The organism is Paralimibaculum aggregatum, assembly GCF_030270585.1.
GTDB classification, from domain to species: domain Bacteria; phylum Pseudomonadota; class Alphaproteobacteria; order Rhodobacterales; family Rhodobacteraceae; genus Thermohalobaculum; species Thermohalobaculum aggregatum.
Genome location: NZ_BSYI01000028.1, coordinates 22,529 through 45,398, shown reverse-complemented (window position 1 = coordinate 45,398; position 22,870 = coordinate 22,529). Strand labels below are relative to the sequence as shown.

The following is a 22,870-nucleotide window of genomic DNA, read 5'->3' as shown; positions in this document are numbered from 1 at the left end:
CGGCAGGCAGTCCGGCGTGGGAGGGAGAGTTGGCGGTCCCGTGCGGGAGGGGTCGGCCGTCGGTTCGGTATGGGATGGGCGGCTGGTGGCGCGGTGCTAGATTGGGGCGGTCGATGGCCCGGTGCGCGATTGGGCTGGTTGGCCACCCGGTGCGGAAATGGTCGATCGGCGGTCCGGTGTGGGAGGGGGTGGCCGGTGGCCCGGTGTGGGGGGGCGGATGGCCGGGGCTTTCGCCGGTGGCCCGGGGCGGGGCGGGTGCTGCGGCGCAGCGTGCGGGAGGATGGGGGCGGCGATGCGCTGTGCGGCCGGTCGTTGCGGGCCTGCGGCGGCCATTGCGGGTGTGTGCTGGCCGGGGTGCCGGCGCCGGCGCGGGAACCGGCCGCGGGGCGGAAGGCGCCGGGCGGGGTGCCGGCACCAGCGCGGGCACTGGCCGCGGGGGTGGATGGCGCCGGGCGGGGTGCCGGCACTGGCGCGGGCACTGGCCGCGGGGGCGGATGGCGCCGGGCGGGGTGCCGGCACTGGCACGGGCACTGGCCGCAGGGCCGGATGGCGCCGGCCGGGGTGCCGGCACCGGCATGGGCACCGGCCGCGGGGGCGGATGGCGCCGGGCGGGGTGCCGGCAGGGGCACGGGCGCGGGAGCGGAAGGCGCCGGCCGGTGCCGTCGGCCCCGGGGCGCGGTGCCCGGGGCCGGTGTGCGGGGTCAGACGACGAAATCCCACTCGCCGGGCGTCACCTCCGTCAGGTCCATCACCTGCGGCGAGCCCTCGATGTTCTCGGGGCTGTCGGCGAAGGCGATCAGCAGGTCGGCATTGTCGAAGCCGGGCTGGCCGAGCACCTCGGTCCAGAACAGGATCCCGCCCTCCTCGCCGTCGCGGTCGAGCACGTTGCGATAGAGCAGCTCGACCAGCTCGCGGTCGGTCAGGTCCTCGTCCGGGCCGCCGGCGCTGGCCTCGAATTCCGGCGAGTCGAGGAAGGACTGCGAGAGCGCCCGGTGCGAGAGCCCGCCCTCGCGCGCGTCGATCCAGAAGTTCACACCGCCGGTATCCGCGGTGCGGTCGAGCCCGGCCTCGTAGAGATAGGCGACCCGGTGCGCCTCCATCACGCTCAGCCCGTCGCCGACGCGCAGGCCCGGGATCTCCAGCATCGCGGTGCCGAGACCGACCGAGGCCTCGCCGTCGTCGCCGGCGTCGACGACCTCGACGGCGCCCAGCGTCACGATGTAGCTGTCGCTCGAGAAGCCGGCGACATCGGCCGACAGCGTCAGCGCGTTCTCGTCCTCGTCGTCGAAGGTCGCGGTGCCGGACATCACCTCGGCGCCGGCCTCGGTCTCGACGGTGTAGGCGACGGTGAGCTCGTCATCCACCGAGCCGATCCGGTTGACGTTGAAGACGATCATGTCGTCGGCGGTGCGCCGCTCCTCGGTCGGGTGGACGTAGAGCAGCGTCTGGACGCTCTCCTCCGGCCCGGTGACCTCGCCGAAGCTGAGGATCCCGGTGGCGAAGGCGCCGTCGGCGCCGGCCTGGCCCGGCGCGCCGTCGCTCGCCGCGCCGCCGGTGCTTCCGGCCGAGCCGACCGGCCCCAGCGTGTTGGCACCGGGCAGGCCGCCGGCGCCCGGCTCGCCGTCGTTGCCCTCGGTCCTGCCGCCGCTGCCGCCGGATGCCGGGTCGCTGAACAGCGAGCCCGCGGCGAAGGGCGTGAGCAGGGTCAGCGAGCCGTAATTGAGGATGCCGTTGGCGCCGTCGCCGGCATTGCCGCCGGTGCCGCCATTGCCGCCATTGCCGCCGGTGCCGCCGTCGCCGCCATCGCCCGATCTCGAGAAGATCGAGGCGCCGCTGCCGCCGCGCCCGCCGTCGCCGCCGTTGCCGCCGGTGCCGCCGCGGCCGCCGGCGCCGCCATCGCCGGCCTCGGCGAAGACCGCGGACCCGATGGCGCTGTCGAGCACGGACATGCTGGCATCGGCCAGGTTCATGATGCTCGCCGCATCGCCGCCGTCGCCGCCGTTGCCGCCGCGGCCGCCGTTGCCGCCGCGGCCGCCGTCGCTGCCGTCGCTGCCGATGCCGCTGCCGTCCGCGCCGTCGCCGCCATCCGCGCCGCGCGAGCCGCTGCCGCCCGCGCCGCCCCTGCCGGCCGCGCTCGAGGTCTCGTCGATCACGGTGCGCAGCATCGTCAGCGTGCCGGCGTTGACGATCGAGCCGGTCGCATCGGCGGCCGAGCCGCCGGCCCCGCCGGTGCCGCCGGAGCTGGCGGTGGAGGTGGACGCGAAGCCGTTCGTCAGCCGCAGCGTGTCGAGCGTCAGCGCGCCATTGGCGTCGATGCTGAAGTGGCGCGTGCTGTCGCCGCCGCTGATCGCGACATCGGCGGCGCCGTCGCCGTCCTGGTCGCCGAAGATCGTCAGATCCTGCTCGGCGCCGATGAACAGCTCCGCGTTCAGCGTCGCGACCGAGACGTTGTCGGCGAAGCTGATGGTATCGGCCTCGGCCGTGCCGAAGGCCGCCGCGACCGCCTCGCGCAGGCTGAGGACACCGTCATTGTCGTCGGTCGTGTCGCCGCCCGTGGTTACAAGAAATTCCGCCATGACGTCTCCTCGTCGGTTGCCTACTCGGTTCTCCGGACGGGTCTTTCCCGACCGGGCGCTCGGGGCTGGGGACTGAGGACTGAGGATCTGGCCGGCAAGAAACGCGCAAACCAAACAGTTTCATATGCCCTGCCGGCGCACACGCTATGTCCGGTGCGCAAAAATACCAAGCGCAAATTGCAACGACCGCGAATTCCGCCTGCCGGAACCGGCGGCAGAGCCGAAACGGCGGCAGCCGCGGCGGCGATTTTCGGGCCGGCACAGCGTCTATATTTCGGACCGAAGCGGAAGATGTTGGCGTTTCTTGGCCGCGGGGCAGATCCGGCAGCGAGGCGGCGCGGCGCCCGGGGTCAGGCGGCAGCGTTGCCCTCCCTGACCCGCCTCCGCAGCAGCCCGATCATCGCGTCGATCACCGAGCGGTCGCGGTCGCTGGCATAGACGACCCAGGCCGGCAGCACGAAATCCGGCGCCGAGGCGATGCGCACCAGGGTGCCGCGCGCCAGCAGGTCCCCGACTAGGCGGAGCGGAAAATAGCCCGAGCCGCCGTTCTCCAGCAGGTAGCGCAGGCCGAGCCAGCCGATATTGGCCGACAGCATCGGCCCGCCGGCATCGGGGAAGCTGGCGCTGAACTGCGCGTCGAATTCCGGGCCCCAGTCGACATGCACATAGCGCGCGCCGGCCTCCGGCCCGGGCGAGGCGACCAGCACCAGCCGCTCCTCGAGCAGCATCTCGATCTCGAGCCGCGGCCGGCGCTGCGGCGTGTACATCACCCCGATATCGAGCCGGCCGTCGATCAGGCCCTGCATCAGGTCGGCCTCGAGGCCGATCTCGGTGCGCATCGAGATGTCGGGCAGGGCGCGCCGCACCTCGCCGAGCCAGCCCAGCATCAGCCCCTCCCAGAGCCCGATCCGGGCGCCGACCGAGACGCTCGCCCGGATCCCCTCGGGCAGCCCGACATCGTGCCGCGCGGTCTCGACCGTGCGCACCAGCAGCAGCGCATGCTTGTGGAAGCGCCGCCCGGCATCGGTGAGCCGCGCGCCGGCCCGGTTCCGCGTGAACAGCACGCAGCCGAGCTCGGCCTCGAGCAGCTGGATCCGGGCGCTGACGGTGGACTGGGTGACATGCAGCCGCTCGGCGGCGGCGACGAAGCTGCCGGAGCCATGCGCGGCGAGGAAGGTGCGGGCGAGCTCGGTATCCATACAGAACCTATCGGGAATCGCGATATAAAAATCCATTAATATTCGCTTTATCGATTATGGCCAATGGTTTATCCGGAAGCTGTCGGCGATCGGGGCCGACCGGGCGCTGGCCGGCAGGAGGGTCGGATGGATGCGGATGTCGCTGCACAGGACGTCGTCGAGGGCACCTTCTGGCTCGGCGGGGGCGCGGCCTTCGACGCCGGCCGGATGATGCTGATGGCCGATTGCATCGCGTCGATCCGGCCCGGCCTGGTGGCGGCGAGCCGCTGCCACGGCGACCGGCGGGTGATCTGGGCGCTCACCGCGATCGTGGTGGATGCCGCGGCGCGCCGGGGCGAGGCCGCGGTCGCCGCACGGATCCTGCGCTGCGGGGTCCGCCTGCTCGAGCTCGAGGCCGGCAACGCGCCGCCGCCGCCGGACCCGCAGATCGGCGCGGACAGGAGCCTGCCATGACCCCGCGAGCACGGCGCCGCCGGGCCGCCGCCACCCCCGGCCCCGCCGGGGACCGGACGCCGGCGCGGAACCGGCCCGCCGCCACCGGCCCGGCGCGCCGCCACCCCGCCCGAAGCCGCAGCGCCGCCCCGGACCGCCGGACCACGCCCCGCCGGATGGTGCACCGCCGGATGGTGCCCCGCCAGTGCGCACCCCGCCAGTGTGCACCCCGCCAGTGTGGGCGCCGCCCGGCCGGACGCCACCCGACCCCGCACCCGCGCGGCGCACCCCCCCTGACCACGCTCCACATGGCCGCGCCCCTCCGGATCACGCGCCACCCAACCACGCGCCGCCCGTCCAGACACGCCGCGACCCCGCACCCGCGCGGCGCGCACCCCCTGACCGCGCTCCACATGGTCGCGCGCCCCCGGATCGCGCGCCACCCAATCGCGCGCCGCCCGTCCAGGTGCCGCTCAATCGCGCGTCCCCTGACCATACACCGCCTGTCCGTACACCGCCTGACCGCGCGCCACCTGACCTCGCGCCGGCAGACCATTGTCCGACAGACCGCACGTAACCTGGTTGCGCAGCGCCCAATCGCTCGCCACCTGATCAAGCGCCGCTCGCCCATTGGTCGCCCGTCCGTTGGCTGCCTGACCGTGCGCTGTCTGATTGCGCTCCATCTGACTGCGCGCCGCCCGACCTCGGGTTGTCAGATCGCACACCCCATCGCACGCCACCTGACCGCGCATTGCCTGAACACATGCCGTCGGAGCGCGCGTCGCCCGGTTGAACCCCACCCGACCGCGCGTTGCCCGACCTCGTGCCATCGGATCGCACGCCATCTGACCGCGCGTCGCCCGACCTTGTGCCGTCGGACCGCACGCCACCCAATCGCACGCCACCTGACCGTGCGTTGCCTGAACATGTGCCGCCAGATCGCGTGCCGGCGGATCGAGCGCCGCCCCTTGGGCCCTTCGGATGCGCGCCGACCGGCGTGCCCGGTGGCTGCGTCCCGGCCAGTCACCGCTCCCGCGGGGGCCGCGCCGGTGCGGCTCCCTCGCGGCGCGGGCCGGTGCCGCTCCGGGCCGGGGGCGGCGCGATGACGGCCGGGGGTTTCACGCCGGAGCGGATCGCCGCGCTGCTGCTGCATGCCCTGCCGGATGCGGTCGTGGTCTCGGATGCCGGCGGCGTGATCCGGTTCTGGAATGCCGGGGCGGAGCGGATCTTCGGTTTCACGCCCGGCGAGGCGACCGGCCGCTCGCTCGACATCATCATCCCCGATCGCCAGCGCGCGCGGCACTGGAGCGCCTTCGCGCGCACCATGGAGACGGGCGAGAGCCGCTACGGCGCGGGCGACCTGCTCTCCGTTCCGGCCCTGCGCAAGGACGGGAGCCGGATCTCGGTCCAGTTCTCGATGATCCCGATGCCGGGGCCGGATGGCGGGCTGGAGGGCGTGATCGCGGTGCTCCGCGACGTCACGGCGGAGTTCGAGGAACGCAAGCGCCTGCGCGCCGCGAGGTAACCCGGAGCGCGGGTCCGCCGGGTGCGCCGGCCGGCGTCTCGGCCAGGGCAGGCGGCGCCCGCGGCGCGGGAGGCGGCGGCGCTGCTCCGGCGCATCCGGGCCTTGCCCGCCATCCCGGCCTGCGGCCCGCCAGCGGCGGATGCGCCCGGATCGGCCCGGAATTGAGGCATCGGCTCCGAAGCTGCGGCGTTGCGGGCCCGCTGGCGACGGGTTTCCCGCATCCCGCATCCCGTGCCCGTGCCCGTGCCCCGACCCGAGGACACCGTGCCGCGCGCCGGGCAGGAGCGGCGCCGCCTCTCCCGCCACCGCCCGCCGACGGGCTGCCGGGCGCGGCGGCCGATGGTCCAACAGCCGGCAATGCACGCGCTCCGGATCCGGGCTCAGGGCCTCCCCGTCGCGGTCGCCGATGGGCTGAAGGGCTTTCCCGCGGCGCCCACCCGGCCCGCCCGTCGCCCATGGCGCAGACCGGCAACCTGCGCATTGACCGGTTCCGGGCCCCTGCGCGCCGCTGCCGCGAATACCCCCTGCCTGTCCGGCGGGACCGTGAGGCGGATGCGGCGCGACCGCGCGGGGGCGGCTGCGCGCCCGGCGGCGAGGCTGGTCGCGGACGGGCTCGCGGCCTCCGCTGCCCGTTGGGCGGCCGGTATCCGCCGACCGCACGGGGCCTCGCGCCGGGCCACGGAGATCGGCTGGCGGCGGCCGGTTCGGCCACCGCTTGGCCGGCATTGCGGAAGTATGGCGGTCGGGGACGGGCTCGCGGCCTCCGGTGCCGGGTGGGTCGCCAGTATCCGCGGATCCCGCGGGGCCCCGCGTGCGGCCACGAAGATCGGCGGGCGGCGGGCAGCGCGGCCACCGGCTTGGCCGGCGTTGCAAGAGCACGGCGGTCGGGGACGGGCTCATGGCCTCTTACGCCCGGTGGGTCGCCCGTAACCGCCGACCGCACGGGGCCCCGCGCAGAGGCACGGTGATCGGCTGGCGACAGGCGCACGGCGACCGACTTGCCCAGCGTTTCGGAAGCTCAGCGGTCTGGGACGCCTTTGCGGCCTCCGATGCCGGGTGGGTCGCCGGTATCCACCGTCTTTGCAGGTCCTCGCGCGGAGCCACGAAGATCGGCTGGAGGCGGGCGGCGCGGCCAACAACTTGCCCGGCGTTGCGGAAGCGCGGCCTCCGGGGCCGGGTGGGCCGCCGGTATCAGCCGATCGTGCGGAGCCTAGCGCGGGGCCATGGGGATCGGCTGGCGGCGGGCGGTGTGGCCATCGGCTTGCCCGGCGCCGCGGCGGGGCGGGGTCATGCGGTGCATACGGGTGGCGGCGGGGGGCTCCGGGTTCCCCCGGACTACGGGCGGGTCGGGTATCTTTCCGGTCGGTGCGGCCAGTGCTCCGGACCAGGTGCGGCGCGGCGGGCCGGAGGCTTGCCGCATCGGCCAGTCATGCCTCCTGACCGCCGTTGCGGCGGGAGGGTCTTCGATGGCGCGGGCCGGCGGGCGGGCCGGGTCTGTTCCTGGTCATGCGGCAAGGCATGCCTTCTGCCCGCCGATGTGGCGGGAGGGAGTTTGGCGGCGCGGGGCGGCGGCCGGGCCACATACCTGGCCGCGGGCCGGATGACCGACCGGGCGGCCGGGCGGATCGCGGTCCGGGCCGGCCCGTGCGAGCCCGCCCATATGCCAGCCCGCCCTTGTGCCAGCCCGCCCTTGTGCCAGCCGGCGCGGTGCCAGCCTGCCGCGGTGCCAGCCTGCCGCGGTGCCAGCCTGCCGCGGTGCCGGCCCGGTCCGGTGCCAGCCGGCGCCGGTGGCGGCCGGCGCCGGGCCGCTCTGCCATCGGGCGGCAGGGGCGGCGGGCGCCGGCCGCGGGGCGCCCGCCGGGGGGCGCCGGGGGTCAGAGGCGCAGGGTCTGCTCGACCTTCTTCACCTGGATCCGCGCCATGCCGAGATTGGCGGCCTTCTTGTCCAGCGCGACATAGATGAAGATCGACGGGTTGGCCGAGAGCGGCCGGATCAGGTGGTACTGCTTGCCGAGCGTGATCAGGATGTCCTCGATCGTGTCGTTCAGGCCGAGCGCCTGCATGGTCGCCAGCTTGGCCTTGACCACCTCGGTGTTGCCGGCGCCGGCGGCCTCGAGGTCGAAGCGCGAGCCGCCGCCCTCCGAGCCGAGCATCAGGCCGGTCTCGCTGTCCACGAGGCAGGCGCCGATGAAGCCGGCGATCTCGTTCAGACCGGAAATATTGGTCGACATCGTCATTTCGTTAGGCATCTCTCACTCCTTGTCTGCCGTCGTCCATGCCAGGAGCCACTCCCTCGGCACCCCTCCTGGTAGGTGTCTCCGTGTCGGCGCGGGCCGCTCCGGGCTCGCGCCAGTCACTCGTGGAAAACGTCGCGATCTCGCGGCGCAGCTGCCGGGCGAGCCGCTGCGGATCGAGCCCGTCGAGATCGCCCTCGCCGCGCAGGTCGACGAGCCGGCGCAGCAGCCGGATCGGCGGCGCCTCGGCATCGGTGCGGCGCGCCAGGCTGTCGGCGAAGCGCGCGGCGGCGGCGCGGATGCGGTCGATCTCCGGCGGCCCGGCGGTCTCGGCACAGATCGCGTCCCAGGCCGCGAGCGGCGGGGTCTCGGGCCTGGCCGGGGGCGCGGGCGCGGGCGGCTCCGGCGGTGCGGAGGCGGACCCGTTGCGCGCATCGCCGGGTGCGCGGTCGTTCGGCTCCAGATCGCCCGGCGCCAGATCGCCCGGCGCCAGATCGCCCGGCGCCGGATCGCCCGGTGCCGGATCGCCCGGCGCCAGATCGCCCGGTGCCGGATCGCCCGGTGCCGGATTGCCCGGTGCCGGATCGCCCGGTGCCGGATTGCCCGGCGCCAGACCGCCCGGTGCCGGATTGCCCGGTGCCGGATTGCCCGCCGCCAGATCGCCCGGCGCCAGATCGCCCGGCGCCAGATCGCCCGGTGCCAGATCGCCCGGTGCCAGATCGCCCGGTGCCGGATTGCCCGGCGCCAGATCGCCCGGCGCCAGATCGTCCGGTGCCGGATCGCCCGGTGTCGCGATGCCCGGCGCCGCATTGCCCCCGGCGGGGCCGAGGTCGTCCCCGGCGGGGCCGAGGTCGCGGCCGGCGGGGCCGCGCCGCTTCAGAAGCTCGCGCCGCCAGGCCCTGGCGCGGTCGATCGAGGTCCGGAACGCCGCGAACAGGTCCTCGCCGCCGCTCGCGGCCCAGGCCGACTGGCGCTTCTCCTCATCTGCCATGTTCAGGGCCTCCGTGGCGCGCGGCGTTGCGATGAAGACGACATCGCGAAACAGCCCCGCGGTCTCGCGCTCCAGCCGGGCCCGGACCTTGCGGGCATCGGCCGGGCTCAGCATGTCGGCGCGGGTCACCACCAGCACGCTCTCGGCCCTGAGTCGCGGCGGCAGCGACAGCCACCGCTCCTTCTCGGTCTGGCGCCAGGCCTGCGCGGCATTGGTGCACCACAGCACGAAGCGGCTGGCGCCGGCGACCCGCGGCAGCACGTCATGCGCCAGCATCGGGTCCGAGATCCCCGGCGTGTCGAAGATCGTGCAGTCGCGCAGCACCGCGTCGGGGGCGGTGATCTCCAGCATCGCGCAGCTCCGGTGCCCGCAGGCCGGGATCTCCGAGGGCGCGATGATGCGGCGGCTGCCGTCGTGGTCGCGGCGCAGCACGCGGACCGTCTCGCCATGGCCGAAGCGCAGCGCCGGGAGCTGTGTCGCGGTCACCCGCGTCGGCACCGCGTCGCGCCCGAGCAGCAGGTTCAGCAGGGTCGACTTGCCGGCGCTGAACTCGCCCATCAGTGCGCAGCGGGGCGGGCTCTCGAGCCAGCGCGCGATGCGCCGGGCCCGGTCGGCCGCGGCCGCCGGCGGCGCCCCGGGGCAGACGCTCCGCAGCATGTTCATCGGGTCGCCTCCAGCGCCTTCAGCGGCTCGGCCGCGGCCGGGGCGGGGCGGCCGGGCGCGTCGAACAGCGCCTCGAGCCCGGCGGTCAGCTCGGCGATGACCAGCAGCCGCGCCTTGTCGGCGGCGCGCCGGCCGAGCCAGCGGCCGGTGCCGGTCTGCTCGCCGCGCCCGTCATCCGGCACCAGGTCGTAGAGCGTCGCGCAGTGCTCCTCGAGAAAGTCGGCGAGCACCGCGCGGTAGTCGCGGAAGACCGGCCCGATATGCCCCTCCTCGAGGCCCTGCACCACGCCGCGGGCCTCGGTGCGGATCTGCCGGGCGAGCTGCGCCGCCTTGGTGCGGCTCGAGCGGAAGCGCGCGAACCAGCCGGTCCACCAGCCGGAGCTCATGTCCACCGTCAGCGCCGCGCCGAGCGTCGTCGGGGCGGCGGTGAAGGGCACCTGCGGCGGCTCGATCCGCGCCGGCATCGCGCCCTCCGCGAGGACCAGGCCGTAGAGCGTGCGGATCTCGCGGGCGGCCTCGTCGTAGAGCGCCTGGGTCTGCTCCTGCACCTCGGCGAGGAAGGCGTAGTAGGCGGTGCCGAGCGACTGCCGGAAGGCCACCGGGTCGGGCGTCCATTCCGGCACCTGGCCCTGCCGGTCGAGCGCCGCCGCGAAGGCCGCCGACTCGCGCTCGGCATAGGCGTTGATCAGCCGGTGGAGCTCGCGCTGCAGGGCGATCCAGGCGGTGTCGGTGATGGTCTCCATGCGGCCGTTGAGCCGGGCGGTCATCGGGTTGATCCGCGCGAACAGCGCCTCGGTGTCGAGCGCGTTCGGCTCGCGCGCCGGGTCGCGCGGCGCCGCCCGCAGCCGGGCCTCGGCCTGCCGCGCGATGTTGAGCGCCTGGCCGGCCAGGGTGCGCACCTGGCGGCGCCCGTCGCCGGCCTCGATCAGCGCCGCGATGCGGGCCTGCAGCGCCGGCACGCCGGAGGCGGCCCAGGCGGCGGCGATCTCGTCCTGCCCCGCCGTGTGCCCCGCTGCCGGGCCCGCCGCCGGGTCCGCCGCGCCATCCCGCGCGATCGCCGCGGCGAGGGTCCGGCGGCTGGCCGGCGGCAGGGCATCGAGGCTCCCGCCGAGCGCCGCATTGGCCCAGAGCGCGCTGCCGAACAGGACCGGCACCTCCGCCGCCATCCGGCGCATCGCGAAGGTGTCGCGGATCCGCTCGCGGATCTCCGCCACCTGCGCCGCCGGGTCGTCGAGCTCGTCGATGCGGTTGACGAAGACGAGGATCTGGTTGTCGTTCATCGTCGTCAGCAGGCGCACGAGGGCGAGATCGGTGGTGCTCAGCGCCTGGTGCGCGCTCAGCACCACGACGCAGACCTGGGTGTCGCCGAGGCTGCGCAGCGTGACCTGCTCGCGCACCAGGAAGGGGTCGTTGACGCCGGGCGTGTCGCGCAGGGTGATCGGCGCGCCGAAGCGCGGCGCCTGCATGTAGAGATCGGCCGAGCGGGTGAGATCGGCGAAGCGGCCGCGCCGGGTGCCGGCCTCGCCGTCGTCCATGCCGAGGCAGACATAGCGCTCGATCAGCGCGCGGTCATAGCTGTTGAAGCGGTGCTCGGCGCCGAGCAGCATGTCGAAATTGCGCCCGAGCCGGGCCTTCGCCTTGGCATGGACCTCCGCCATCTGCCGCTTCAGCGTGGCCAGCTCGGTCTCGAGCTCGGCGGAGCGTGCGAGCAGCCCGGCACGCCCGCCCTCGCAGGTCAGCTGGTCCCATTCCTCGGCGGTGAAGAAGCGGAACACCGCGGCCTCGCCGGCGGTCTCGGCACTGTTGAGATGCAGCGAGGTGACCACCGCCGTCCAGGGGTTCACATCCGTGGGCAGCACGCCGCCGGACTCGGCGAGGCTGTTGATCAGCGCGGTCTTGCCGGCCTTGATCTGGCCGACGACATTGACCACCGGCGAGAACCGGCGCAGCGCGGCGCCGGTCTGCAGCACCTTCTCGCGGTGCTCGCCGTCGACCAGCCGTTCGAGCTTGCCGAGATGCTCGCCCAGCGCCTCGAGGCGCTCCCCGAGAGCGGCGAGGTGCCGCTCCCGGCCCAATCCTGCACATGCAATTCTGTCGCCCGTTCCGGACATGACGCTCTCCGCAATCCAATCGGGGCGCAGGGCCGCAACGGCCGGTCATTCCACGCGCCCGGCATGGAACCGCCCCGGCCCGGTGGCCCTACTTCCGGTTGAATCTCACCCACGGAAACCATCTTGGATTGACGGGTTCGGCCTGTCACGAGAATTGTTTTTTGCGACGTTAACCGAAAATTAACCAATCTTCGGCGCGGCGGGGTTCCGTATCCGGACCGTACCGTCGCCATCGCCGACCACAACAAGACAAATCGCGGCGCCGGGCGTCAGCAACCCGAATCGAAAAGACGTTTGCACGGAAACGAACTTCGCCCAGGCCCTGACCCTGTTCGCCTGTAACGTTTCTTTACGGATGCGCGAAAACTGTGCATCTGTAGGGACGCTATCCGGCCATCCCGCGGCATTGAACGCCCATGATTCTTCGGAACTCCGGCCCGCATCATGCGCTCCGCGAAACAGCGCGGCGGCATCGACCGGCGGCCCGGCATGCGCCGCACCGGGGTCGGGCTCGAGCCGATAGCGCAGGCCCGCGCCCGAGCCGAGGGCCGCGCGAAGCCGCGCCGCGAGCCCGGAAAGCTGCGCCTCCGCGCTGTCGCCCCATGCCGCGCCGCGGGCAATGGCAAGGGTCAGCGCGTCGTCGCCGAGCATGATCCGCAACCGGCGCGGCAGCTCGGTCCGCTCGATCAGGTCGGCCAGCTCCCAGAGCGCTGCCTCCGGGCCGGGCGGCAGGGCAACCGGCGCCTCCGCGTCCGGCGTCTCCGCCTGGGGCGCATCCCCGGCCGCATCATCGGCCGTGCCCGCCGGCGCGCCCTCGGCCAGCCCGCGCATGGCGAGCCCGAGATTGAAGCCGCGCGCCCCGAGCACGCCGCGGCCGCTGGCCGGCTGGACCAGGCAGGCGCCGCCCTCCCAGAGCGCGGCGACGCCGCCGCCGAAGCCCGGCGGTGCCAGATGCCGCGCCAGCTCCATCGTCCGCCCCAGCACCCGCGCGGCCTCGGCGGCGTCGCCCCCGGGCGCGCATGCGAGCAGGCGGCAGTCGCCCGCCGCCGCCGCCGGGCCCGTCTCGCCATAGGCGATGAACCCGTCGATCGCCGCGAAGGGCGGGAGGGTGTCGGTTTCCGTGGTCATGTCGTCCTCGCTCATGCTTCGTCCCCGGCCCCAGTCTGCTGGATCGGCTGCCCCGGTGGAAGAGGATCAACCGGTGGTGGCGGATTCTGGGGAGGCTATGCCGCCATGGTTGTACGGTTGTCGGTGCCGCACCGGCGGGGCAGGGCGGCATCGAGAGCCGCAGGGCGAGGGAAAGCCGCGGCGCATGGCCCCGCGCCCGCCCCGGGCAAGGCCCCGGCGGAGGGGGGCGAGGACGCCCGGCAGCCCCGGCGCCCCCGCCGCGTCCGCCAGGGCGGCACGGCGCACGCGCCACCAGCCCGCACCGCGTGTCGCCGAAGCGGGACGCGCCGTTGACCGGACCGGAACCGGCATGGCCGCCGATGGTGCCAATCGGAATAGCTCGGCAGGCCCGGTGGGCCAGTTGGGGCGGCGTGGTGCGCGCACTGCCAGCCCACGCCACAAGTCGCCGAAGCGGAACGCTTCGATGAACCGGGCCGGAACCGACGCGGGGCGGCCCGGTAGATCGGTATGGCCCGGCGGGCACGGCTCGATCAGGGCGGCCCGGTACGCGCATCGCCAGCCCGCGCTTCGAGTCGCCGAAACGGGGCGCTCCGCTGAACCGGGCCGGAACCGGCTTGGCCACGGCGCAGGAGAACGGGAAGGCCCGCCAGGCCCGGCAGACCAGTCAGGGCAGCACGGTACGCGCGCCACCAGCCCGCACCTCCAGTCGCCGAAGCGGGGCGCACCGTCGACCGGACCGGAACCGGCATGGCGCGGCGCAGGAGATCGGGAAGGCCCGGCGGGCACGCTCGATCAGGGCGGCACGGTGCGCGCATCGCCAGCCCACGCCTCAAGTCGCCGAAGCGGGGCGCTCCGCTGAACCGGACCGGAACCGGCATGGCGCGGCGGGGCAAACCGGGATGGCTCGACAGGCCCGGCGGGCCAGTCAGGGCGGCACGGTACGCGCGCCATCAGCCCGCACCACGAGTCGCCGAAGTGGGGCGCTCCGTTGACCGAACCCGAACCGGCATGGCCACGGCGCGGCAGACCGGGATGGCCCGGCGGTCACGGCGCGTCTTGGGCCGGGAAGGCGGGCGGCGCCTTGGGGCGGGGAGACGGGCCGCGCCCCGGGGTCGGGAGTACGGGCTGCCGCGGGCTCGCGCGGGAGCGCGCGTTCTGCGGGCGGGGGGCGCGGCGCTGCAGGTGGCTCAGCGGGGGCGGGCGGCGGAGGCGTAGGCCTCTGAGCGGGCGTAGTAGTCGTCGAAGCCGATGCGCCGGCGGAGCTCGGCGAAATCCATCAGGTGCGGCGCGCGCGGGTGCCCGGCGGCCATGCTCTCCAGCGTCTCGACCATCGCCTTCATCGCCGCCGCCATCAGGCTGAGCGGATAGGCGGCGATGCGGTAGCCGATCTCCTCGAGCACCGCGGCGGGGAGATCCGGCGTCTCGCCGCCCTCGACGATGTTGGCCATCTTCGGCCCCGGCAGCTCGTCGCAGACCCGGCGCATCTCGGCCTCGGTCTTCGGCGCCTCGACGAAGAGGATGTCGGCGCCGAGCTCGGCGAAGCGGGCGGCGCGGGCGATCGCCTCGTCGAGCCCGAGGGTGTGGCGCGCATCGGTGCGGGCGAGGATCAGGATGTCCGGCCCCTCGTTGCGCGCATCCACCGCGGCGCGGATCCGGTCGAAGGCCTCCTCGCGGCCGACGACATCCTTGCCCGGCGTGTGGCCGCAGCGCTTCGGTGCGACCTGGTCCTCGATCATCACCGCGGCGCAGCCGGCCCGCGCCATGCCGGCGACCGTGCGGCGGACGTTCATCGCGTTGCCGTAGCCGGTGTCGCCGTCGCCGATCAGCGGCAGCGAGACCGCCTCGCAGATGTTGCGCGCCTGGTCCTGCACCTCGGCATAGCTCATCAGCCCGAGATCCGGCGCGCCGATGCGGCTCGCCGAGGCGGCGAAGCCCGACATGAAGGTGAGGTCGAAGCCGGCCTGCTCGATCAGTTTGGCCGAGAGCGCGTCGAAGCAGCAGGGCATGGTCAGCAGGCGGTCCTCGGCGAGGAGCGCGCGGAGACGGTCGGCAGGGGTCATGGCATTCTCAGAGCTTGAAGGGGATGTAGAGGGCGAGGTCGGTCCAGACGAAGAGCAGCGCCGCGGTGAGGAACATCAGCCCGAGGAAGGGCAGCACGCCGCGGGCGACATCGCCGAGCGTGGTCCGCGCCACCGCCTGGATGACGTAGAGGTTGAGCCCGACCGGCGGCGTGATCAGGGCGCATTCGACCATGATGACCATGAAGACGCCGAACCAGATCGGGTCGAAGCCGAGCGCCATCGCAGCCGGCAGCAGCACCGGGGTCATGATCAGCACCATCGAGAGCGCCTCGAACACCAGCCCCATCACCAGCAGCACCAGCGCCACCACCACCACGAAGGCCAGCGGGGTCTCGATCACCTGGCCGATGAATGTCGAGATCTCCTGCGGGATGCGGTAGAGCGCGATCGCCTTGCCGAAGACCTTGGCGCCGGCGACGATCAGCAGGATTGCCGCGGTGGTCGCCATCGCCTCGATGGCGGCCTCGCGGAAGGTCGGCCAGGTCAGCGTGCCGAGCAGCGGCCCGGTGATCAGCAGCGCCGCGGCAAAGCCGATGGCGGCGGCCTCGGTGGGGGTGGCGGCGCCGGTATAGATCGCGCCGATCACCAGCAGCGCCAGCGCGATCGAGGGCAGCGCGCGGATGGTGGCGGCGCGGCGGGTCTCCCAGCTCGCGGCCTCGCTGCGGCCCATGCCGTTGACCGCGGCATAGATCATCGAGAAGCCGATGAAGAGCACCACCAGCGCCAGCCCCGGCCCGATCCCGGCGAGGAAGAGGGCGATCACCGATTCCTCGGTGACGAAGCCGTAGACGATCATCGGGATCGAGGGCGGGATCAGGATCCCGAGCGTGCCCCCCGCCGCCAGCAGCCCGTAGACGAAGCGCCGCTCGTAGCCGCGCGCCAGCATCTCCGGGATCGCCACGGTGCCGATGGTCGCCGCCGTCGCCACCGAGGAGCCCGAGATCGCCGCGAAGATGCCGCAGGACAGGATGGTGGCGACCGCAAGCCCGCCCGGCCAGTGCCCGACCCAGGCCTGCACCGCGGCGAAGAGGTCGCGCCCGACGCCGCCCTTCAGCAGCACGTTGGACATCAGCAGGAACAGCGGCACCGCCAGCAGGATGAAGCCGTCGAGCGTGGAGAGCACCGCCTGCGGCGCCATCAGCGGCGAGAAGCCGCCGGCCAGCAGCATGCCGAGCCCGATGCCGCCGAGCGCGAAGGCCACCGGAACCCCGGCGAGCAGGAGCCCGAAGAGGGCAAGCAGGATCAGCGCGACGGTCATTCGGAGACGTGTCCTTCCTCGATCACCTCGCCGCGGAGGGCCCGCGTCGCCTCGATCAGCGCCTGCACCAGCAGCACCGCGAAGCCGGCCGGCACCGCCAGCTCGGCCACCCAGCTCGGCAGGTCGAGCATCGAGCCGGTGGTGCGCCCGCGCTCGAAGCTGTCGAGGAAGATTTCCCAGCCCTTCCAGACCACCAGCGCCGAGAACAGCGCCACCGCCAGCATGGCGCCGATATCGGCCACCCGGCGCGGGCCCGGCGGCAGCAGCGAGATCACCGCGGTGATGCGGATGTGGCGGCGCTCGCGCAGGCACCAGGCCATGGCGACCAGCGTGCCCCAGATCAGGCAGAGCTGGCTGAGCTCGGCCGCCCAGATCGTCGGCGCGGTGAAGAAGTAGCGCGCGATCACCTCGTAGGTCAGCATCGCGCCGGCCAGCACGAAGAGCGCCGAGGCGACGCGCGCCAGCAGCGTCACGAAGGCGCGGAACAGGATCATCGGCATGGGGCGGGTCCTCGGCCTGCGGCGCTGCCCGGGCGGCCCCGGGCAGGCAAGGCGCGACCGGCGCCGCGGCGTGCCGGGCCGGCCGGAGAACCGGCCGGCGCCGCGACGACGATCACGGGCATCTGCGCCTCAGAGCCCGGAGGCGGCGTCGAGAAGCTGCGCGCCGAGTTCGCCCGCCTTCTCGCGATAGGCGTCGTAGACCGGCTGCGCCGCCGCCTTCCAGGCCGCGATCTCGGCCTCGGTCGGGCGATAGACGGCCATGCCGTTCGCCTCCGCCGCGGCATAGGCCTCGGCCTCGATATTGGCCATCTCGTCGCGGACATGGGTCTCGGCGTTGCGCGCGGCTTCCGAGAGGATGCTGCGCTGCTCGTCGGTGAGCCCGTTCCACCACTCGGTGTTGGCGACCACGATGAACTCGATATCGGCGTGGTTGGTGACGGTGATCGTGTCCATCACCTCCCAGAGCTTGCGCGACTTGACGCCCGAGACGCCGGTCATGCCGATATCCACGGTGCCGCGCTGATAGGCGAGATACTGCTCGGAGCCGGAGATCAGCGTCGGCGCGCCGCCGGTGGCGGAGACGAAATCGCCGAGCGTCTTGCCGAACACGCGGGCCTTCTTGCCCTCCATGTCGGCCGGGGTCTTCAGCGGGCCGCCCTGCGACAGCAGGATCGCGCCGCCATAGGCCTGCCACCAGAGCACGGTGGCGCCGGTGCCGGCGATCGCCTCGTCGATCGGCTGGCGGATCGGGCTGCCCGGCGCCACGGCCGCGCGCACCTTCTCGTCGGTGTTGAACAGGAAGGGCATGTAGAAGACGTCCACCGCCGGGATGTCGCCGACATAGCGGGTGAGCGAGGCGACGCCCATCTCGATGGCGCCGGAGCCGACCGCGGCGGGCACCTCCTTGTCCTTGTAGAGCTGGGCGCTGTCGTAGATCTCGACCTCGATGGCGCCGCCGGACTTCTCCTCGACCTCCTGCTTGAACATCAGCAGGTTCTGGCCGAGATGGCTCTTCAGCGGCAGCTGCAGCGAGATGCGCGCGGTGAGATCGGCGGCATGGCCTGCGGACGCCTGCACGGCGAGCGCGAGGGCGAGCGCGCCGCCCCAGAAGAATTTCCTCATCCCTTCCTCCCGGATGTGAACCGCCTTGGGCGGTCGTTTGTGTTCACGCAATTGAGCGCAGGGGCGGCGCGCTTTCAACCGGTTTCTGCGTGCCACGCCCGGGAGGGGATGCCGCGGCGGCTTCAGGGTGCGCGGCGGAGCACCTGGAGCCCGGCCTCGGTGACGATCGCGTCGAGCGGGATGTCGTGCGGCTGCGGATGGATCGTGGCGAGCCGCGCCGACTGGACCCCGATGCCGATGGTGTAGGGCCGCGGCTCGCGGGCCAGCGTCCGGTCGAAATAGCCCCCGCCATAGCCGAGGCGGAAGCCCTGGCTGTCCCAGCCGACCAGCGGCGCCAGCGCGATCTCGGGGGTGACGGCGGGCGCCTCCGGCGGCGGCACCGGGATGTTCCAGTCGCCGCGCACCATGCGGGTCTCCGGCGTCCAGCGGCGAAACACCAGCGGCGCGGCCTTGGTCTCGACCAGCGGCAGCGCGACCAGCGCGCCGGCCTCGTGCAGCGCGTGCATCAGGGGGCGCAGATCCGGCTCGCCCTTGATCGGCCAGTAGGCCGAGAAGACGCGGCCGCGGGCGCCGTCGAGGCGGGCCTCGAGAAACGCCTCGAGCGCGCGCATCAGGCCGCCCGAGATCCCGGCGCGGGCCTCGACGGCGAGTTCCATGCGCGCGGCGCGGAGCCGCCTGCGCTCCGCCCGGCGCCAGGCGGGGATGTCCTCCGGCGCCGCCGGCGGGTCGAAATAGCCCGGGTCGATCTCCGCAGCATAGCAGGGCGGGGAGGCGCATTCGCCGGCCCCGGCGCCTTCCCCGCCGTGATCCCCGGCGCGGTCCCCGGCGGCCTGCGGCTTCTGCCCGGTCATCGCACCGGCTCCCGCTCGTGGCGGCGCTCGGCGGCGCCGGCCAGCAGGGCGTCGGCCTCGGCGACGATCCGGGCCAGCCGCGTGCCGGCGGGGGGAATGTCGCGCAGCGCGCCGACGCCCTGGCCGGCAAACAGCGCCATCGCCTCGAGATCGCCGCGCGTGGTGCGCAGCGGCGAGTCGGTGCTGTAGCGCAGCCGGGGCAGCTCGCCGTCCCAGGCGATCGCCTCGCGCGGCAGCTCCGCCGGATCGTGGCCCATCAGCCGCCCGTCGAGCTTTTCGGTGATGCTGTTGGCGAGCACCCGCACCGCCGCGCCCTTCGGCCAGTTGAGCACGAAGACATCGGTCAGCAGCGTGTCCGCGGCGGTCGCCTCCACCACCCGCGCCTTGTGATAGGGATGCGCGAAGGATTCCTCGGTGGCGAGGAAGGCGGTGCCGCACTGCACCCCGGCCGCCCCCATGGCCAGCGCCGCCGCCAGCCCGCGCCCGTCGGCGATGCCGCCTGCCACCACCACCGGCAGCGCGCTCTGCGCGATCATCCCGGCGGCCAGCGCGAGCGCGCCCATGCGGCCGTGCACATGGCCGCCGGCCTCGATGCCCTGCGCGATCAGCAGGTCGGCGCCGGCATGTTCGGCCTCGCGCGCCGCCTCGAGGGTGCCGACCTGGTGCAGCACCAGGCAGCCGGCATCCTTGGCGCGCCGGATCGCCTCCGGCCGCACGTCCCAGAAGAACGAGAAGGCCGGCACGCCGAGCTCGATGCAGCGGTCGAGCTGCGCCTCCAGCAGCGCCGGGTCGGTGGCGGCGGGGATCAGGTTGACGGCAAAGGGCCGGTCGGTCGCCCGGCGCAGCGCCAGCACCTCCTGCGCGATCAGCGCTGGGTCCTCGCGCACCATGCCGAGCGTCGGGTAGCCGCCGGCCCTGGCCACCGCGGCGGCGAGCTCCCAGTGCGAGACCCCGCCCATGCCCGCCAGCAGCACCGGCCAGCGGCAGCCGAGCAGATCGCAGACCGGGGTGCGCAGCCGTCCGCCGGCGGGGTCGCGCGGATCGGGCAGCGGGTCGTCGAGTGGCGGGGCAGGGGGCATCGGCAGGGCTCCTCTAGCGCAGGACGGGAATGCCGGCGGGCCCTTGTCGGGCATCCTGCACGGCCATGTGCAGCGAGCGGGCGATGCGCTCGGCGCGCTCGATCACCAGCGCGGCGCCTTCCGGCGGGCAGGTCTCGGCGGCGGTCTCGCGGAACAGCGCCAGCCAGCGCTCGAAATGCGCCCAGTCGACCGGGAGATCGGCGTGCCGCTCCACCGGCTTGCCGTGATAGCGCCCGGTCATCAGCGCGACGGAGGACCAGAACGCCTCCATCTTCGCCAGATGCGGCCCCCAGTCGGCGATCCGCGCGGCGAAGACCGGGCCGAGCATCGGGTCGGCCCGCACCCGGTCGTAGAAGCGGTGCACCAGCCGGCGCAGGCGCGGCTCGTCGAGCCCGGTCTCGGCCATCAGCGCGGCGGTGGCGGCGGGCCGGGCGGAGCGGATCGTCTCGGGAATCGTCTCGGGGAACGGGGCATGGGTCATGGTGGCCTCGCGGCTATGGCTTGCAATCCTGTCTAGTCCGCGTAATAAGCATTGTAAATACCAATTCAATGGAGGCCCCGATGCGGCTCACCTCCTTCACCGACTACGGGCTGAGGATGCTGATGCGGCTGGCGAGCGCGCCGGACCGGGCCTTCTCCACCGCCGAGCTGGCGGCGGAGTTCGGCCTCTCGCGCCACCATCTCAACAAGATCATGCAGCGGCTGGCGCGGGGCGGGGTCGTCGAGACCCGGCGCGGCGGCGGCGGCGGTGCGGTGCTGGCGCGGGCGCCCGGCGAGCTGCGGCTCGGCGAGCTGGTGCGGCTGCTCGAGGAGGGGCAGGCGCTGGTCGAGTGCTTCGGCGAGGCCGGCGGCGCCTGCTCGATCGACGGCTGCTGCCGGCTCAAGGCCCGGCTGCGCGTGGCCGAGGCCGCCTTCCTCGCCCAGCTCGACCGCGCGACGCTCGCCGATGTGGCGCTGCCGGCGCCGACCGAAGCCTGACCCGATCACGGAAAGGGAGACCCCAAGATGGATGACTGGTTGCCCAGCCTCGTCACGCCCACCCCGCAGGCGGGCTATGATCTCGCGGTGAAGCTCTCGCGCATGGCGGTGAAGTTCACCCAGCCCGATCCGGCGATGCGCGAGGCGCTGCGCCCGGGCTATGCCGGCGATGCGGATGCGCTGATCGCCGCGAGCCAGGTGGTGGCGACCAACTTCGCCACGATCGCCGCCGCCAACCGCTACTGGCGGGACTGAGCGGGCGATGGCGAGCGTGGCGCGCGAGGGGGCGGATTTCACCGTCGAGGCGGAGCTGCTGGCCGGGTTCTTCGGGCTCGAGCCAGCGGCGGTGCCGCGGATGATGCGCAGCGGCGCGATCACCAGCCGCAGCGAGCGCGGCATCGGCGAGGACGAAGGCCGCTGGCGGCTGACCTTCTACCACGGCGGCCGGGCGCTGCGGCTGGTGGTGGATGCCGAGGGCACGGTGCTGCGCCGCTCGAGCTTCGACACCGGGCCGCGGGCCGGAACCAAGGACGGGCGCGCCCCCGGCTGAGGGCGCGCCCGTTCTCGTACCCGTTGCGGGCGGCGGCGGTCAGGCCGCGACGCGGCGCCGGCGCGGGCGCGGGCCGCTGGCGGCTCACCTTCTGCCACGGCGGCCGGGCGCTGCGGCTGGTGGTGGATGCCGAGGCCACGGTGCTGCGCCGCTCGAGCTTCGACACCGGGCCGCGGGCCGGAACCAAGGACGGGCGCGCCCCCGGCTGAGGGCGCGCCCGTTCTCGTACCCGTTGCGGGGGGCGCCGGTCAGGCCGCGACGCGGCGCCGGCGCGGGCGGCGGGCCTTGACGTGATCGGGCTTCGCCGCGGCATGGCCGCCGGGCTTGCCGCCACCGCCGCCGCCGCCGCGGCGACGGGCCGGGCCGCTGTTGCGCACGGGCTTGCCGCTGACATGATCGGCCGGGCGGGTGCCGCTGCCGGTCGGGATCTCGACCTTCATCAGCCGCTCGATCTGGCGCAGCAGGTCGATCTCGTCCGCCGCGCAGAAGGCGATGGCCTCGCCCTCGCGCCCGGCGCGCGCGGTGCGGCCGATGCGGTGGACATAGCTGTCGGGCACTTCCGGCAGATCGTAGTTCACCACATAGGCGACGCCGGGGATGTCGATGCCGCGGGCCGCCACATCGGTGGCCACGAGCACCGTCACCGTGCCGTCGCGGAACGCCTTGATGGCGCGGTCGCGCTGGCCCTGGCTCTTGTTGCCGTGGATCGAGGCGGCGTTGTAGCCGTCGGCCACGAGGCCCTTCATCAGCTTCTCGGCGCCGTGCTTGGTGCGCGCGAAGACCAGCGTCAGCGCGTCCATGTCGGCGGAGAGGATCTCGCGCAGCTTCGAGGGCTTGGCGGCCTTGTCGACGAAATGCACCGACTGGGTGACCTTGTCGGCGGCCTTGCCCGGGGGCGAGACCTGGACCCGGCGCGGGTCCTTGAGATAGGCGCGGCTCAGCTCCTCCATCTGCTTCGGCATGGTGGCCGAGAACAGCATGGTCTGGCGCGGCGTGCCGAGCTTGGGCGCGATCTTGCGCAGCGCGTGGATGAAGCCGAGATCGAGCATCTGGTCGGCCTCGTCGAGCACCAGGTGGCGCACGGTCGAGAGATCCACCGCGCCGCGGTCCATCAGGTCGATGAGCCGGCCGGGGGTGGCGACGAGGATGTCGACGCCGCGGCTGAGCACCGCGATCTGGCGGCCGATCGACTGGCCGCCGACCACGGTGGCGACGCGGATCCGGGTGCTCGCCGAGAGCCCGCGCAGGCTCTCGGAGATCTGGTTGACCAGCTCGCGGGTGGGGGCGAGCACGAGGGCCTTGGCGGTCTTCGGCGCGGGCTTGCCGGGCTGGGCCAGCAGGTGGTCGATCATGGGCAGGCCGAAGGCCAGCGTCTTGCCGGTTCCGGTCTGGGCGAGGCCGAGGATGTCATGGCCTTCCAGCGCCAGCGGAATGGCCTGGTTCTGGATCGGGGTGGGCTCGGTAAACCCGGAACGGGCGAGCGCGTCGTTCAGCGCCGGCGCGAGGCCGAGCATGTCGAAGTCGAACAATGTCAATCCTTTCGGGCCGCGGATGCGCGGCGCACGAGGGTTGGCGAGACCTCGGACTGGGCG

20 protein-coding genes are annotated in these 22,870 nt (G+C 73.7%); 6 read left to right on the top strand and 14 right to left on the bottom strand.

The annotated features are described in order from the left end of the window. Positions 1 to 701 precede the first annotated feature (701 nt). Positions 702 to 2,576, bottom strand: a complete 1,875-nt coding sequence (locus QSJ97_RS16190) for a DUF4214 domain-containing protein (protein ID WP_285672972.1) — start codon at positions 2,574 to 2,576, stop codon at positions 702 to 704. A 350-nt stretch (positions 2,577 to 2,926) separates the two neighbouring features. Continuing rightward, the gene (locus QSJ97_RS16185) at positions 2,927 to 3,775 is read right to left on the bottom strand and encodes a LysR family transcriptional regulator (RefSeq protein ID WP_285672970.1); all 849 of its coding nucleotides are present in this window, start codon (positions 3,773 to 3,775) and stop codon (positions 2,927 to 2,929) included. 126 nt (positions 3,776 to 3,901) lie between these two features. Here QSJ97_RS16185 and QSJ97_RS16180 point away from each other — a divergent pair, with 126 nt between their 5' ends. After that, a complete protein-coding gene (locus QSJ97_RS16180; RefSeq protein ID WP_285672969.1) occupies positions 3,902 to 4,228 on the top strand; it encodes a hypothetical protein in 327 nt (108 codons plus the stop codon). A gap of 1,081 nt (positions 4,229 to 5,309) precedes the next feature. After that, on the top strand, positions 5,310 to 5,732 hold the full coding sequence (locus tag QSJ97_RS16175; protein WP_285672968.1) for a PAS domain-containing protein: 423 nt from the start codon (positions 5,310 to 5,312) through the stop codon (positions 5,730 to 5,732). A gap of 1,874 nt (positions 5,733 to 7,606) precedes the next feature. Here QSJ97_RS16175 and QSJ97_RS16170 read toward each other — a convergent pair. The 11 genes from QSJ97_RS16170 to QSJ97_RS16120 all read right to left on the bottom strand — a co-directional run bounded on the left by QSJ97_RS16170 (position 7,607) and on the right by QSJ97_RS16120 (position 20,231). Further along, positions 7,607 to 7,981 carry a roadblock/LC7 domain-containing protein gene (locus QSJ97_RS16170; protein WP_285672967.1) on the bottom strand — a complete coding sequence of 125 codons (375 nt, stop codon included), beginning with the start codon at positions 7,979 to 7,981 and terminating at the stop codon, positions 7,607 to 7,609. Further along, positions 7,974 to 9,620, bottom strand: coding sequence for a dynamin family protein (locus tag QSJ97_RS16165; protein ID WP_285672965.1), 1,647 nt, complete (start codon positions 9,618 to 9,620; stop codon positions 7,974 to 7,976). Before QSJ97_RS16165 ends, QSJ97_RS16170 begins: the two co-directional genes overlap by 8 nt. Then, the gene (locus QSJ97_RS16160) at positions 9,617 to 11,731 is read right to left on the bottom strand and encodes a dynamin family protein (protein WP_285672964.1); all 2,115 of its coding nucleotides are present in this window, start codon (positions 11,729 to 11,731) and stop codon (positions 9,617 to 9,619) included. The genes QSJ97_RS16165 and QSJ97_RS16160 overlap by 4 nt, the downstream gene beginning before the upstream one ends. A 180-nt stretch (positions 11,732 to 11,911) precedes the next feature. Further along, a complete protein-coding gene (locus QSJ97_RS16155; RefSeq protein WP_285672962.1) occupies positions 11,912 to 12,874 on the bottom strand; it encodes a hypothetical protein in 963 nt (320 codons plus the stop codon). Between the two features lie 1,172 nt (positions 12,875 to 14,046). Next, a complete protein-coding gene (locus QSJ97_RS16150) occupies positions 14,047 to 14,919 on the bottom strand; it encodes an isocitrate lyase/PEP mutase family protein (protein WP_285672957.1) in 873 nt (290 codons plus the stop codon). A 7-nt stretch (positions 14,920 to 14,926) separates the two neighbouring features. Next, a complete protein-coding gene (locus QSJ97_RS16145; protein ID WP_285672955.1) occupies positions 14,927 to 16,198 on the bottom strand; it encodes a TRAP transporter large permease in 1,272 nt (423 codons plus the stop codon). Then, complete coding sequence (locus tag QSJ97_RS16140; protein ID WP_285672954.1) at positions 16,195 to 16,698, bottom strand: TRAP transporter small permease; 504 nt, start codon at positions 16,696 to 16,698, stop codon at positions 16,195 to 16,197. Before QSJ97_RS16140 ends, QSJ97_RS16145 begins: the two co-directional genes overlap by 4 nt. A 129-nt stretch (positions 16,699 to 16,827) precedes the next feature. Further along, the gene (locus tag QSJ97_RS16135) at positions 16,828 to 17,820 is read right to left on the bottom strand and encodes a TRAP transporter substrate-binding protein (RefSeq protein WP_285672952.1); all 993 of its coding nucleotides are present in this window, start codon (positions 17,818 to 17,820) and stop codon (positions 16,828 to 16,830) included. Positions 17,821 to 17,942: 122 nt separating this feature from the next. Continuing rightward, a complete protein-coding gene (locus QSJ97_RS16130; protein WP_285672950.1) occupies positions 17,943 to 18,671 on the bottom strand; it encodes a 5-formyltetrahydrofolate cyclo-ligase in 729 nt (242 codons plus the stop codon). Beyond that, positions 18,668 to 19,750: an NAD(P)H-dependent flavin oxidoreductase gene (locus tag QSJ97_RS16125; protein ID WP_285672949.1), complete on the bottom strand. Its 1,083-nt coding sequence runs from the start codon at positions 19,748 to 19,750 to the stop codon at positions 18,668 to 18,670. Before QSJ97_RS16125 ends, QSJ97_RS16130 begins: the two co-directional genes overlap by 4 nt. Before the next feature lie 13 nt (positions 19,751 to 19,763). Next, on the bottom strand, positions 19,764 to 20,231 hold the full coding sequence (locus QSJ97_RS16120; protein WP_285672947.1) for a group III truncated hemoglobin: 468 nt from the start codon (positions 20,229 to 20,231) through the stop codon (positions 19,764 to 19,766). An 80-nt stretch (positions 20,232 to 20,311) separates the two neighbouring features. On the opposite strand from QSJ97_RS16120, the gene QSJ97_RS16115 reads away from it, so the two are divergent. From QSJ97_RS16115 to QSJ97_RS16100, 4 genes are read left to right on the top strand one after another with little or no spacing between them, the layout of a single operon-like run. Beyond that, entirely contained in the window at positions 20,312 to 20,728 is a 417-nt protein-coding gene (locus tag QSJ97_RS16115) for an RrF2 family transcriptional regulator (protein WP_285672946.1), read from the top strand. Between the two features lie 27 nt (positions 20,729 to 20,755). Beyond that, a complete protein-coding gene (locus QSJ97_RS16110) occupies positions 20,756 to 20,983 on the top strand; it encodes a hexameric tyrosine-coordinated heme protein (protein WP_285672944.1) in 228 nt (75 codons plus the stop codon). 7 nt (positions 20,984 to 20,990) lie between these two features. Further along, positions 20,991 to 21,278 carry a DUF6522 family protein gene (locus QSJ97_RS16105; protein WP_285672942.1) on the top strand — a complete coding sequence of 96 codons (288 nt, stop codon included), beginning with the start codon at positions 20,991 to 20,993 and terminating at the stop codon, positions 21,276 to 21,278. A 23-nt stretch (positions 21,279 to 21,301) separates the two neighbouring features. Beyond that, positions 21,302 to 21,487, top strand: coding sequence for a DUF6522 family protein (locus tag QSJ97_RS16100; RefSeq protein WP_285672940.1), 186 nt, complete (start codon positions 21,302 to 21,304; stop codon positions 21,485 to 21,487). 39 nt (positions 21,488 to 21,526) lie between these two features. On the opposite strand, the gene QSJ97_RS16095 is transcribed toward QSJ97_RS16100, so the two are convergent. After that, a complete protein-coding gene (locus QSJ97_RS16095) occupies positions 21,527 to 22,807 on the bottom strand; it encodes a DEAD/DEAH box helicase (RefSeq protein WP_285672938.1) in 1,281 nt (426 codons plus the stop codon). Between the last annotated feature and the right edge of the window lie 63 nt (positions 22,808 to 22,870).